This window comes from Brasilonema sennae CENA114, assembly GCF_006968745.1.
GTDB classification, from domain to species: domain Bacteria; phylum Cyanobacteriota; class Cyanobacteriia; order Cyanobacteriales; family Nostocaceae; genus Brasilonema; species Brasilonema sennae.
The window spans coordinates 6,952,512-6,966,031 of sequence record NZ_CP030118.1; the positions used below are offsets into that span (position 1 = coordinate 6,952,512).

General features: G+C 38.8%; 9 protein-coding genes. 4 read left to right on the top strand and 5 right to left on the bottom strand.

Annotated elements, in window-relative coordinates; all coding sequences use genetic code 11:
• Positions 1 to 80: 80 nt before the first annotated feature.
• Positions 81 to 770 (bottom strand): adenylate kinase family protein, encoded by a 690-nt coding sequence (locus DP114_RS28955; RefSeq protein ID WP_246162864.1) that lies wholly within the window; start codon positions 768 to 770, stop codon positions 81 to 83.
• Between the two features lie 339 nt (positions 771 to 1,109).
• On the opposite strand from DP114_RS28955, the gene DP114_RS28960 reads away from it, so the two are divergent.
• Both DP114_RS28960 and dcd read left to right on the top strand, forming a co-directional pair.
• The gene (locus tag DP114_RS28960) at positions 1,110 to 1,646 is read left to right on the top strand and encodes a P-loop NTPase family protein (protein WP_171977774.1); all 537 of its coding nucleotides are present in this window, start codon (positions 1,110 to 1,112) and stop codon (positions 1,644 to 1,646) included.
• 255 nt (positions 1,647 to 1,901) lie between these two features.
• Positions 1,902 to 2,501, top strand: coding sequence for a dCTP deaminase (gene dcd, locus DP114_RS28965; RefSeq protein WP_169265659.1), 600 nt, complete (start codon positions 1,902 to 1,904; stop codon positions 2,499 to 2,501).
• Between the two features lie 103 nt (positions 2,502 to 2,604).
• On the opposite strand, the gene DP114_RS28970 is transcribed toward dcd, so the two are convergent.
• The 3 genes from DP114_RS28970 to DP114_RS28980 form a co-directional block, all read right to left on the bottom strand.
• On the bottom strand, positions 2,605 to 5,973 hold the full coding sequence (locus tag DP114_RS28970; RefSeq protein WP_169265658.1) for a helicase-related protein: 3,369 nt from the start codon (positions 5,971 to 5,973) through the stop codon (positions 2,605 to 2,607).
• Between the two features lie 251 nt (positions 5,974 to 6,224).
• Complete coding sequence (locus tag DP114_RS28975) at positions 6,225 to 9,227, bottom strand: Eco57I restriction-modification methylase domain-containing protein (RefSeq protein ID WP_169265657.1); 3,003 nt, start codon at positions 9,225 to 9,227, stop codon at positions 6,225 to 6,227.
• Positions 9,228 to 9,943: 716 nt separating this feature from the next.
• Positions 9,944 to 11,470: a thymidylate synthase gene (locus tag DP114_RS28980; protein WP_171977775.1), complete on the bottom strand. Its 1,527-nt coding sequence runs from the start codon at positions 11,468 to 11,470 to the stop codon at positions 9,944 to 9,946.
• 201 nt (positions 11,471 to 11,671) lie between these two features.
• On the opposite strand from DP114_RS28980, the gene DP114_RS28985 reads away from it, so the two are divergent.
• Together DP114_RS28985 and DP114_RS28990 are read left to right on the top strand one after the other, a co-directional pair.
• Complete coding sequence (locus DP114_RS28985; RefSeq protein WP_171977776.1) at positions 11,672 to 12,118, top strand: YidH family protein; 447 nt, start codon at positions 11,672 to 11,674, stop codon at positions 12,116 to 12,118.
• A 138-nt stretch (positions 12,119 to 12,256) separates the two neighbouring features.
• On the top strand, positions 12,257 to 12,838 hold the full coding sequence (locus tag DP114_RS28990) for a thioredoxin family protein (RefSeq protein ID WP_171977777.1): 582 nt from the start codon (positions 12,257 to 12,259) through the stop codon (positions 12,836 to 12,838).
• Positions 12,839 to 12,970: 132 nt separating this feature from the next.
• On the opposite strand, the gene DP114_RS28995 is transcribed toward DP114_RS28990, so the two are convergent.
• Complete coding sequence (locus tag DP114_RS28995; protein WP_169265653.1) at positions 12,971 to 13,486, bottom strand: hypothetical protein; 516 nt, start codon at positions 13,484 to 13,486, stop codon at positions 12,971 to 12,973.
• Between the last annotated feature and the right edge of the window lie 34 nt (positions 13,487 to 13,520).

Sequence of the window (13,520 nt, forward strand, 5' to 3'; positions counted from 1 at the left end):
CATTTTCTAGCCAATAGTCAACAACATACACAGAGTTTGGTACTCTAAAAAAGATAATCACTATACTTTTGTCTCAAAGCTTATTGGGAAGTTAAAAGTAAATCGATAATATTTTGCTGCACAGCTTGTGGTGGCTGGTCTCCGTTGATAGTTAACAAGCGGCGGCGACGATCATAATACTCTAAAATCGGAACAGTACGGTCATAAAAAGTTTCCACACGACGCTGGACAATTTCCGGTAGATCATCTGGAAGAAAACGTTCCATACAACGATTCACCATAACGGCTTGTGGGACTTGTAAGTAGATTGCCCAGTCTAAATTGTGCCCTAGATCATCTAATAAAAAGTCCAATCCCTCAGCTTGCTCTGCTATACTAGGATAACCCTCCAACACCCAATTATCCTTAAAATCAGACTTTTTTAGCTGAATCTGGATGGATTCAAGAATTATTTCGTCTAGAACGAGTTCTCCTGTCTCCATGTATGACTGTGCGAGATTACCGAGATAGGAAAAGGATGAAATTGCAAACCTGTGCTGGTGCTCTAGGATACCTCCGTTATCTTGTTCTGAGTTTCCTTTAGGAATAGAATTTTTTTGAGGAAAATCCTCTGGGCAAAAAGCAGCGATAGCTTCGCTGCTGCACTGCGCGCAGATCATATCTTGTAATATCTGATCACTGGAAATCAGAGGAATATTAAAGTATGTGCAAAGCCCTTGTGCTTGAGTGCTTTTCCCTGCTCCCGAACCTCCTATTATGACTAATTTCACAACATTCGCTCCTAATTTTTTGAAAAGAATTCAGAATACACCAACGCAGAAAACAGTCAAAACTCCCTGAGAGAAAACTTTCACACTCATTTGTCCTGTCTCTTAATTGATTTATGTTTTTCGTTATATGTTTCTATTTTTACAACAACTTTCTGAGAAAAAGCAATCATCTGTGTTTCCATAACTCTTGACTTCAGCATAAATGTAGTGTTTGACTAAGAATACGACGCACCAAAATACATTACGTATCCTCAAAAGCAGCTAGATTATACAGTCTACTTTCGATAGCATAAATTTAAGCAAAACCACTGACTTTTATTGTTTTATTTTAGATACTATATGCTTGCTCAATTAGAAACCCCAAACTTAAATTCAACCCTCGATGTACCATACTCCGTTGAAGGCATCATACAAGTTTTCACTACCTATCATCGTAGTTTTTTTACTAGTGTTGTGGCTCAAGCACTGAGAATCGCCGGTCAAGGCACACCAGTGTTAGTAGTACAGTTTCTCAAGGGTGGGATTCGTCAAGGACAAGAAAACCCGATTCGACTGGGACAAAAGTTAGATTGGATTCGCTGTGATTTGCCTCGTTGCATTGATACACCACACTTGGACGAAAGCGAAACGAAATCTTTACAAAAATTGTGGCAATATACACAAAAGGTTGTGTGTGAAGGTAAGTATTCTCTGGTTGTATTAGATGAGCTAAGCTTAGGGATTCACTTTGGCTTAATTGCTGAAACAGAAGTTCTAGCATTTCTGGCAAAACGTCCTTCCCACATCGATATTGTCCTGACAGGATCACAAATGCCCAAATCTATTCTAGAAATAGCAGACCAAATTACCGAAATTCGTCGTAGTTATCAACCGTAATTGAGTGTATCGATACCGAGTTACGACATTATAATATTACCTATCTCCGAGAGAAGGCTCCCGCTGTAACGGTACTCCGTACCTGCGGAAGTCGCTACGCGTCTGGTGCGGTGAGATGAATCAGTGTTACAAACATAACCTCGAAGGTTATGAATTGAGAGCAAAATAACTAAAGCAGAAGCTTCAATTCGTTCATCAAAGATTCCGGATTGGAGGTAAATGATAAGTCTAAAACACATTAATATGGAGAAGTAAATGTTAAAAAATGACCGGTGGATAATTCAGCAAGCTCAATTGGGTATGATTGAACCTTTTGAACCTAGTTTGGTTCGTGCTGTTTCGATAGATAGCACAGGTTTACCTCGTCCAGTCCTGAGTTATGGACTTTCTTCTTATGGATATGATATTAGGTTGTCACCTGTAGAATTCAAGGTATTCCGTCATATTCCTGGCACAGTAGTTAATCCTAAAAGATTTAATCCTGATAATCTTGAATCTGTACCATTACACTCCGATGAAGATGGTGATTATTTTATTATTCCTGCACACTCTTATGGTTTAGGAGTTGCACTAGAACGGCTTGTTATTCCACCTAATATTACTTGTTTATTTATTGGCAAATCTACATATGCTCGTTGTGGGTTAATTTGGAACCTGACTCCCGGAGAAAGTGGTTGGACAGGCTGGCTGACACTGGAGGTGTCGAATTCCTCTAGTGCTGATTGTCGAGTATTCGCCAATGAAGGTGTAGTTCAAGCTTTATTTATGGAAGGCGAACCATGTGGAACTACTTATGCAGATCGTGCAGGAAAATATCAAGACCAGCCTCATAAAGTGACGCTAGCTAAAGTTTAATAGATATGATTTCAAGTAGGAGTTAAACCATGCCAGTCAAACAGCCGAATACTGAAAGATTAAACAAAATGGTACTCTCGAAACTAGAGATGATTCCATGAAATCATACCAAAGCTTCACTACAAACAATCATGGGTATTGGCTGAGATAATGTAGGTAAACTGTTATCTTGCCATTCGCGCATATTATGTTGACGGTAAATCTGTACCAGTTGACTGAACAATTCTTGACCTGTGAAACCATCACGCCGCAATTTATTTAACTCTCGGTTGACTGCTTGATTCACACAAGCGCGAAACGTTTTTTCTAAAATATTGACCTGAGTTTTGAGTTCTTCATGTGCAATCGCTTTAAAAAAGATCCTCAATTCCCGCAGAATATACCTTTGACCTTGAGTCAAACGCGCGTTAAACTCCCTTTCGGCTTGACGATGCTTTACTTCTTCTGCAAATTGATGTTTCAGGCGCATGACAGCAGAGTTATGTTCTTTGGGAAGAGTTGAGGTGGGAGTGGTGGAATCAGCTTTAATTGCACCCAAGATGCGGGGGATATCCCTAGAAATGATTTTCCCTTTGTCGTCCAATAAAAATAACTGCTGGTAGCCTTTTATATCAGGTCTATTGGGGTCTGAAGCTTCACAGAAAACGTATGTTCCGTTTTGCTGCATAGAGAATTTAGCTGTACGAATACCATGCGGTAAATGAGCAATTCGTTCATATTCTCCGAGGTCATGTTTTTGTAATTTTCTCAGAATTTCTTCAGCTTCATTTAAATCCAAAAAATCCTCTTCTGCTTCAATATCAAAGAGACTCAACTGTTTGCCTTGTTGTTCGTAAATGGCATACATAGCTTCTTCGTTGAGTTGCTCAGTTCGGTCAAGAATCGCAGCATCTTCACCGATAGTATCATGAATTTCCTGAATTCTATTTTTCAGCTTTTGCTTCAAACCTAAATTGCGTTCAATACCCAATTCAGGTAAAAAGTTGTATCCATAAATGACATCTTTCTCGCTACCAATTCTATCTATACGACCAAAACGCTGAATCAATTTTACTGGATTCCAGTGCAAATCGTAATTCATTATCAGATCACCATCTTGGAGGTTTAAACCTTCTGCCAAGACATCGGTAGCAATCAGTGTATTAATTTCTGATTCACCTGGTTTAAATTTATATTCCTTGTTAGCGTTCGGCGCGAATCTTCCCACTAAACGCGCTTTATTCTTGTTGCTACCACTATAAATGACATCAAAATCATCTCGTTGTCCGCCTGGGTTTAAGTTCTCATATAGATACTTTGCTGTATCTGCATACTGAGTGAAAATTAATCGTTTTTTATTTTTCAGAGTAGATTTAGATAACCAATTAAGAAGAGTTTGTAGTTTGCTGTCTTTTTCAGGGGTGATAGGTTCAACTAATGCCAAAATCTTTTTTAGCAGTTTAATATCATGCTCGATATGCTGTTGTAACTTTTCTGCATCAAAATCTGCTATATCATATTTATCAGAGACTTTTTGCAATCCATCCATCAAATCTTGTTCTTCTGCTTGGTTATAATCTTCCGATAGCAGAGTTTGGGCTTCTTCTCCAGCTGCGACAAATCCTTGAGACAGTGCTTTTAAAAACCTTTCATGCACTATCAAGAGTTTTTTGATAGATTTTTGAAAAGCGCAAACACTGGACTCAAAGCGCTTAAACAACAGCACTCGCATGAGTCCTCGCAAGTTAGCGCCTGCGCGCTGCAATGTGTTATAAGGTTCTTGCTTTTGTTTATCTTTTAAAACATAATTCCACAGTCCATAACGCGCATAACTGAGTTCGTTAGTTGGTGGTTTGGCTAATTGGCGCTTGCGAGATTTACCCAAGTATTGACGTAATTCTTGGTATAGTCCTTGGTATGTATCCTCAATGCTGTACTCAATGGTTTCTAGTTCTCGCTTGGGAAAAAAGCGATGCTTTCCACCAACGATGACGTAAGCGCGTCGGCTTCCTTCCAGGTACTCACGAAAGTTAGCTGGATCTACTGCTTGTTGAGTTTGTGAGTCGAAACCGTAAAAACGTAGAATATGGTTGCGGGTACGACGAATTAGGATATGAGAGAGTAATTCTTGTAACTTTTTCTCGCCTTTTTCAACTAATTGGAAATATTCTTTTAAATCAGGAGGATCTATCGGTAAATCAGTTTTGTCGTCTTGATGAAATAGTTTTAGCTGGTGGTAGATATCCCAAGCACTCTTATTTCGCGGAGTCGCTGTTAATAAGCAACAACGTTTACCAGCAGCTAAAAATGCTTCTAGGACTTTATATCTTTGAGTCGTGTGATTTCGCAGGTTATGGCTTTCGTCTATAAGTACAAAATCTCTATCTTGAAATCTGAAATTATCTAACAAAACTTTGAATCTGCTTTCCTCGTCTTGTTTGAGCATTCCCATTGAAAGAACACGAGCATTTAGCTGGTAGACTTCGTTGTAACGTTCCCACATTTCTAGTAGTGGTGCAGGACAAATAATTAAAGGACGTGCGCGTTCTGTTTGTTCAAATCTTTTAACAATTGCAGCGCCAATAAAGCTTTTTCCCAGTCCGACAACATCCGAGACGAAAGCGCCGCCATAGTCTCTGATATTTTGCACAGCATTATTAACGGCGACTTTTTGAAAATCTGCTAATTGTTTAGTAATTACGTCTTCTAAAATTATGTCTTTTGGTGCGGTATCTTCTAATCTGTCTTTTACTAAACTATAGAGAGTTTTCATATAAACATCATAGGGACGAACTGTAGAACCCGCCCAAGATTGTTTCATTTCTCTCATCAAGGCTTCGTTAAAATCTTCCGCTTCGTTCCACAGTTCATCAAACCAGTGAGTTAATTCTGTATGGTTATCGTTTCCGTGAATGACTACATTGAGTTCGGTATTATGGGTGATACCAGAAAGGGTAAGATTGGATGAACCAACTATAGCAATGCCTTTCTCAGCACGTTCTAAGGCTCTACCTTTATGATCGTAAACAGTACCGTAGTCAAAAATATAAGCCTTGGCGTGTAAAGTTCCTTTGGTGTAAACCCGGACGTGAAGCCGTTTTTCTTCAATCATCTGCACGAGATTTTTTACCAGTATCTCAGCTTCATCTGTCTGATCCATGAGTTCGATACTGGAACGGATATTGGCTGCTGTAACACTCGCCATCTGTTTTTCTTCACTGCGCTTGGGATATTTTTGCGCTTCGATTTTATCTTCAATTAATTCTAGTCTTCGGTATCCTTGGGCTATTTGTTCAATGGTTTCGCGATTGCTAGTATTGCCAATTAGCAGACGTAATTCTTTCATGTTGGCGAGGCGTTCTGCAATGGCGGTGAAGCCAGAAATAAAGAAGTAACCTACCGCAAAATGAGCCGCTTCTGATGAGTCGAGAATGCGCTTGATTTGGTCTACTAATTTTTGATTGCGATTATCTATTATATCGTGGGTAGGCATATTTTTCTATTTTATGCATAAGTCGTAGGGCGCATTATGCTTTGTTAAAGCACTCTATGGTAAAGCTGCCATTTCTTACATCTTGCATTTGGTAAAATAAATATCAAAGTCATTGCATATGATTTGACTCCGTTCTTGTCCGCCTAGGACTGTAAGTCCCAGGCTAATAGCCGAAGTTCATTTTAATGGACTAAAATCGATATTTGTTTATTCTGATACTACGAGCGAGATTTATTCTCTTCTCTATTGTCCTATAAGCCATAAAGAGCGGCGACTCTCTCATCTATTTCTTTCTCCCATGCTTCACAGTCAACGCCTTTTGCATCTAGGCATTTTTGGACTATTTTAGATATTGCTTCGCGTTCTGTAGTTGAAGCATTGGGGATAGGAATTTTACTTATATAGATTGCTCTTAACTCTAACCGTCCACCTTTATCCGCGTCACCTAGTACAGAACAAATGTTTTTTAGATATTCCCAAACGGGTTTAGAATTTAACACGCCTAGAAGATAAAGGTCATTTGAAGGTATGATAAAAGCTTTATTGTTTAAAAATAAACTATTTTGATCAAATGCAAATCGTGGTTCTTTACATATTTCGGGATAAACAATCTTAGGTTGTTCAAAAACAGGGTAGTAATCACAAGCACGGAGTTCCCACCAATATTTACCTTTGTCATATCGCTTTTCTAATTCAGCTTGCCACTGCTTTAAATGTGCAAAAACAGCAGGATAGTGGTTGATGTTAACACCAATAGGTGTAACAATAAGCCAGCGTTTTTTAGATTCAAGACGCCACTTGCGAACGTCATCACCTACAGCCAAATGTTTAATAATTTCTACACTTTTTTGGTCTTGGATGATTAGTTCTGCCCGCTTCGTGTCATCAATGATAAATGCTTTATTAAAACCTGTTTTAATTCCCCAATAAATTTTACCCTTGATATACTCATTTAATTGAATACCTGTTGCTTCCATCTTTCGCAGACGGTTGCCATTAGTCATATCGGTTAGTGACCAGCTTGACCCTTTTAGAGCATCCTTAGCTAAGATTTGCCCATTTTCCCTAATAATTTCAAGTACATTAGGATAGGGTGGGTTCAAATATTTTACTTGTGTAAAGATACTTGAAACATTATCGCTTTTACTATTTTGACCAATAAAAACCATTGGAAAAGTAGCAGCACTTTTAAATACTGGTAACTCTCCAAAATCTGTAATGCTATGAACCTGGCAATTATCAGCGATATGCTTTCGCAACTTCTCACCATACTTTGCGCGGAACCATTTATTAGAAGAGATGAACGCCAACATTCCACCAGGCTTTAAAAGTTGCAAAGCACGGGCATAAAAGAAACAATATAAATCAGATGTTCCTGTATAAACAGCCGGATACACTTTTTGTAGTGTTGGCTTTAAGTGTTTTATTAATTCTTGTCGCACATAAGGCGGATTCGCTACCTGAATATCAAAACCACCATCTGCAAAAACTTCTGCAAACTCTACCGCCCAGTCAAACCCTTGCACTTTGCTGCTTCCATGAGTCACCAGCGCAATTTGAGTTTTTAATTCATTAATTTCCTGTTCTAATTTTCGCTTTTTACCTCCTTCATGAGTTCGCATATACTCAGCTTTCTTTTGGCGATACTGGTTGATAAACTCATGCCTAATAACTCCTGTCGTTGATGGACTAGGTGCAATTAAACTATCTCCCTGTTCAATTTTATATTTCAGGTTGGGTAAAGGTGGCGGGTTATCTCCTTCGTATTCCACGGCTAGCGATAACCACAACCTTAACCGGGCAATATTGACTGCAAAAATGTCAATATCTACACCATAAAGATTATTTTCTATAATGTCTAGCTTGCGGTGATATACATTCTTGGAATCCAATCCTGTGTTAGCAGATAAACATTGACGCAAATCTAATAACTCATGAAGCATACCTAGTATATAAGCACCGCTTCCACAGGCTAAATCGCAGGTTCTGACTTGATGCAATGCTTCTAAGATGGCTTCAGAATTTTTTATCTTATCTGGAATATGTTCGTCAACAAATTGAGCGATTGCATCACTTGACTCTCCTGATACTTGAGTTTTTAAATACCCCTTCAAAGCTTCCCGACACATGAAATAAACAATCGGCTTGGGAGTATAGTAACTTCCAGATTCATGCCTCCCTGTTACCAATTCCTCGAATACCTTGCCAAGCATTTCCGGATCTACTGCTACCTCTACATCTAGCGGCGTACTTTCAGTAACGGTGAAAGCGAAGCGTTGAAATAGATCATGAAGAATACTTTTTATACAATCATCTGGGATGATAATTTGATAATTTTTATCGTCTTCATCTTGCTCAAAAAGACCGCCATTAAGGTAAGGAACAGTACCAATTAACTCTTTCAGAAAACCACCATTATTGATGCCAGCTATATCAATTTCTTGAGGGTTGTTCAGTCCTGTAAAAAAGAGGAGTGAAAGTCTGTCTCTATAAAAGTTTCTGTTTGAAGTGCCGTCTTCATCTTGATAAGCTTCCGACAAAGCTGATAGATAATCTATTCTGCCTTGAAATTTCAGCCAACCTTTTTTCTGGATGAAACCTATAAACATCAAACGGTTAAACAACTTTTGAGTAAATAACCGTTTACGTTCTGAATCGGTTGTCCATTGAATTAAGCTTTCTACTTTCTCGAAAGTTTTACGATACTCTTTGAAAAATTCCTGAGTAACACCTTCAACATCAAACGCCTCATCATGGCGTGTCTGAATATCTAAGGGTGATGCATCTGGGTTGATAGAATCCAGATCTAACAAACTTATTCTTTCTGTTGCTGTACGTAATTGTTCACCTTCTCCAACTGTAATACGACGGAACAATTTTCGTTTTTGAGGCGAACTGTCGTACTTAACATTAATAAAGTGCCACCGCGATTGTGATTGATTAGAAAACACAAAAAGAGCATAGGGGTGTTTTTTCAGAAGATTATTGACAACACTTCTTTCGCCTTGTCTTGATAAGTCTTCTGATTTGAGACGCGCATAAATAACATGGAAAGTATTGTTACCCCCGGAAGCTAATAATAAAGGATCGTCTATTAGTTCATTCTTCACTGCATCAGTCATTCTCCGACGAGAAAGCTCTTTATTCACTCGCTCGTAGTTTAATTGACTCCAAAATAATCTTTTTAGTCCGTCAATATTTTTTAAGTTTTGAAGCGAATTTGAGATTGACTTTTGTACTTCTAATGCGATCATATATGCTACAATATGTGGTTATTGTGTGTTGTCCCTAAAAAAGTGCAGCAAACCTGACCGCGATTTTGATACGTCGCAGTTGCTGCTAAATATTCAAGAGGTGAAAAATTGGCTATTCTATTCCCAAGCGCGGTTAATCGTTGAGTAAGCCACACTCAATGAATCAAAGAAATTGGTTATTTTGCTAACTCAATTTGTTGCCATAGTTACTTTACTAACTAGGCAAGCAAGAGCAAATTTAGCTGACATTTGTAAAGCAAATCAGCTAACAATGGTTTATGAAAAGTGTTTAATTAACACTTTTGTAATGGCATATTCTCATCATTAATATGCGCTTGAGAGTATGATTTTCATACAATTCAAACAAAATTTATGGCTTTTATGGTTTCATACACCATATGTGTCGTAGACGCCATCCTGAGTTGAGATATGCAATACGTATAATCTTTTAGATGCGACCTTTACTAGCTATTGTCAGTATAAATAACAGAGTATATAAAATAACTTATATTTTTGCGGAATTTACCAGAAATTTAAAAACCCAATGTCGCTAATTTGCTCTAAAGAACAAAACATACCGCTCTACCTCTGATAAAATTGATATTCAAAGCTGCATGAACAAGATGTATATTCTTCTACAAAATTTTACATACAATTTCATTTACTGTTTACGCTATAAAGATCAGTGTTTTCACTGAGGCGAAATATTAGGTTTATTATCCTTCACACTTCAGCTTTTTTATTGATTTATCTTGCTCATAACTCAACTCTTGTTCCATTGACAACGCAAATTCTGCTTTTTGTAACTCCGTCCCTAAGTACATAGCGTGTTCAATTTGCAAGCCCTGACAACTAGCTGCTATTTGTTGATACAGTTGTTTTGCAGACTTACCTAAAAAGCAGTTCACAACTTCTCCAGAACCAGGAGTCATCTGTTCGACAAGAATTTTGCCGTCTTGCACACTAATCACAAAACTGCCTGCGGGATCTGCATAATCTCGCTGCTGACAAATTTTCGTATACTGAGACTGAATAACTTTTTCTGCATTTTCCCAGCAGTCATCATATATATGGGCGCTTTGACTGATAGTAATTAATGGTCCCATTTTTAATGAATGAGTTGAGATTTTACATATTTCATCTCGAATATGTTGTTGCAAAGCACGCAATCCCATTGCATTTGCGGGCCATGCTGAAAACATATCATTACTCCGCAAAGTCGCGGTCATTGAGAGTTCATTATCAACTATTCTCACCCAAATATGATTCAGGCAAGGCGGACTATCGTTAGCATCATTACTAACATCCCACAAAGACATGACCGCCCTAGCTGAATCAATATCAATGACTAGTTTATCAATCACTTGCTGAATTTGGTCGCGTCCAAACCAAGAACGCAAACGTTGACCGTATGTATACTTTACTCCTTCTTGGTTGGGTGCATCGTCTAAAGTTTGAGAAATATATTCTTGTAAAAAATCACGGTTAATTGGTAAATAATTGGGTTCTGGAAAATAAAAATTTTCTGGTTCTGAAGTGACAACTGCCATGACATCAATTAATTCCTGCCATTGTCCCTCATATGCACTTGGTCGAATTGTTCCGGTTGTTTTAATTAAATGGATGATTTTCACCCAAGTTTCAGCAATAGTTTTACCCTCAATTCTGTGTGCGTATCGTGAACCTGGTAAAGCAGTTGGCACTACAATAGATATGGGAAATTCTAATGGTAAACCCCAAGGTTTGCTCGCTACTTTTTCTGCAAAAGACTTCACCAGATTACAAGCTTCAGCAATTGATTTCGCTTCTTGAAACTCTATAGACTGACGCAGTTTTTGTAGCGCACTAGCATCAACTTCAATATCAATATATCCAACATAAAGCGAGCGAATCACCCAGCAACGTCGTCCAGTATCGCTCAATCCTTCTTCAAAGCCATTGCGGAAAAAGTCGAGCAAGCAAATCCCAGCACCGGCGTTCTTGTCTTCTCTCGTGGCGTTGAGAACAACTAAGTAGCGGACATGGGGATTATAAAGCAAATTGCGAATCAGTAAGTTTATTCCTCTTGTCGGGGAGTAGAGCTGTCCAATGACAGCATATTCTTGGGGGTGTAGATGTTTGGCGATCGCACCCTTTACAGTCCATCCCGTAATCACTGCTGTCTGACCTTGACCATAAATCAGCGCTTTCGGCTTGTGCAGTGCCTTGTAATTATATTTGATTGCCTTGCCAGTTGCTGTCATGGTTGCCAGAAAGTCAAAAAAACCGCCTCGCTTAACATATCACCACTACTGGTGCTAGTCGAGCAAATTGTTTAGAAAAGTTTAGCAAGTTCGATTGTGTTTTCTCTACCTTTGTCAAAGCTACCCGTCAGAGGGAGTATTTATGAGGACATAATACGGTAGTGTTCTGTTGTGGGTTAAACAGGATCAAACTGCTACATTATGAGCAAAATGCCCAAAATTGACCGCCAAAGGGAGCATCAAGCAAACGAGCGGACATTTTTAGCTTGGCTACGCACTTCAATATCACTAATTGGCTTTGGTTTTGCTATTGCTAGATTTGGTCTATTTATACGCCAGCTTAATTTCTCTCTGACTCAACAGCAACACGAACCAGCACCACATCCTTTTTTCACCTCAGAAAATTTGGGTATTTGTTTGGTAATATTTGGTATTTTTACTTTACTTTTAGCAGTCTGGCGATACAATCAAGTTTTTTCTCAAATTGAAGAAGGAAACTATCAACCCAGTAAGTTCACCGTTTGGGTAATGACTGGAGTAGTCATTATTTTTGGAATCCTCAGTATTCCTTTGCTCCTTTTGCGAAGTAATGCGCCTCGTTCCCCGTATCGGGTTCCAAATCAACCACTGTCACGTCATTTCCGTTAACTTTCAAACAGATTTACTGACTGAAAGTATACTAAAAATACAGAGAAATCATCATCTATAAAAAGGTTTTATTAATTACAAACAATTGGTATATTAAAAACGATATGACTCAGTCTTGCGGAAAAAAATATTAGGATTATGGCTTTAACTGCTTCAACAATGTTACCACTAGGTACTAAAGCGCCAGATTTTCATCTACTGGATGTGCTACATGAAGAAACGATTTCGCTTTCGACTTTTGCTGATAAACAAGGTTTACTTGTGATGTTTATTTGTCAGCATTGCCCGTTTGTAAAGCTTGTAAAGTCAGAATTGGCGCAGTTGGGAAAAGATTACGTTCATAATGGTTTAGGAATGGTTGCCATTAGTAGCAATGATGTCCATAATTATCCAGATGATGATCCTGAATTTCTCAGGGCAATGGCGATAGAACTTGATTTTAAGTTTCCTTTTTGCTATGACGAAAGCCAAAAAACTGCAAAAGCTTACACAGCAGCTTGCACACCAGATTTCTTTCTCTTTGATGACAGGCGTCAACTTGTTTATCGAGGACAATTGGATGATAGTCGCCCTGGTAATGGCAAAGCTGTAACAGGTAGAGATCTACGCGCAGCTATTGACGCAGTATTGTCCGGTCAACGAGTTACAGACAACCAAATGCCCAGTATTGGTTGCAATATCAAGTGGAAACCGGGCAACGAACCCAGCTATTTTGGTTAAAGAACACAGAACAGTGAACAGTGAATAATTGATAACTGGTAAGTGGTAACTGGTAACTGATAACTGATAAAAATCCTCCTGAACAAAGGAGAAATAATTGCAAAGGAGGATTTCTATGATTTACTTTTACCTTTAGTGTTTTATTTCTAAACTAAGGACGTAAGATCCTAGTTGGATTTTTCCTGCCCACAATTCGTACTCCACTCGTAGATGCTTTGGTAGGGGGTGTCCGTCGAGTGTTAGGCTGCGGGTGAAATTTCTTAAGCGAATAGGTTCGCTAGGTTGTAATGATTCAACAGGTAACCAGTAGCGAGTAATGCCGTAAACTCCCTGTTCCCAAAAGTGACGATAACTCAACTGACCATTTCCTTGCATAGTCATAGTCACTCTGTACGGGGAAATTTCCAGCCATAATACTCGCGGACCACTAGGAACTGGAGTGCTACTTTGTTCTTGGCAAAGTGTGTTGTTTGTCAGCAGAAAGTCGTCTACGCTTTGAGAGTCTTTTACAGGTGGTGCGGACAAAAGTAAATGGAATCTGTCACGATCTTTTTGGTAGAGTGTTGCGGCAGTTTCCACAACAGACCAAACTGGTAGATCTGTGGAAATAAGTGATAGGCACACGGGCTTGCGATGGTGAGTAAGCATGGGAGCGATAAGGGCAAAAAGCCAATCAATGAGA

Excerpts from the sequence above, each read along its gene's own strand:
- dcd (WP_169265659.1), top strand. The coding sequence starts at position 1,902 with ATGTTAAAAAATGACCGGTGGATAATTCAGCAAGCTCAATTGGGTATG.
- DP114_RS28990 (WP_171977777.1), top strand. The coding sequence starts at position 12,257 with ATGGCTTTAACTGCTTCAACAATGTTACCACTAGGTACTAAAGCGCCA.
- DP114_RS28975 (WP_169265657.1), bottom strand. The coding sequence starts at position 9,227 with ATGATCGCATTAGAAGTACAAAAGTCAATCTCAAATTCGCTTCAAAAC.
- DP114_RS28985 (WP_171977776.1), top strand. The coding sequence starts at position 11,672 with ATGAGCAAAATGCCCAAAATTGACCGCCAAAGGGAGCATCAAGCAAAC.
- DP114_RS28960 (WP_171977774.1), top strand. The coding sequence starts at position 1,110 with ATGCTTGCTCAATTAGAAACCCCAAACTTAAATTCAACCCTCGATGTA.
- DP114_RS28980 (WP_171977775.1), bottom strand. The coding sequence starts at position 11,470 with ATGACAGCAACTGGCAAGGCAATCAAATATAATTACAAGGCACTGCAC.
- DP114_RS28970 (WP_169265658.1), bottom strand. The coding sequence starts at position 5,973 with ATGCCTACCCACGATATAATAGATAATCGCAATCAAAAATTAGTAGAC.
- DP114_RS28995 (WP_169265653.1), bottom strand. The coding sequence starts at position 13,486 with ATGCTTACTCACCATCGCAAGCCCGTGTGCCTATCACTTATTTCCACA.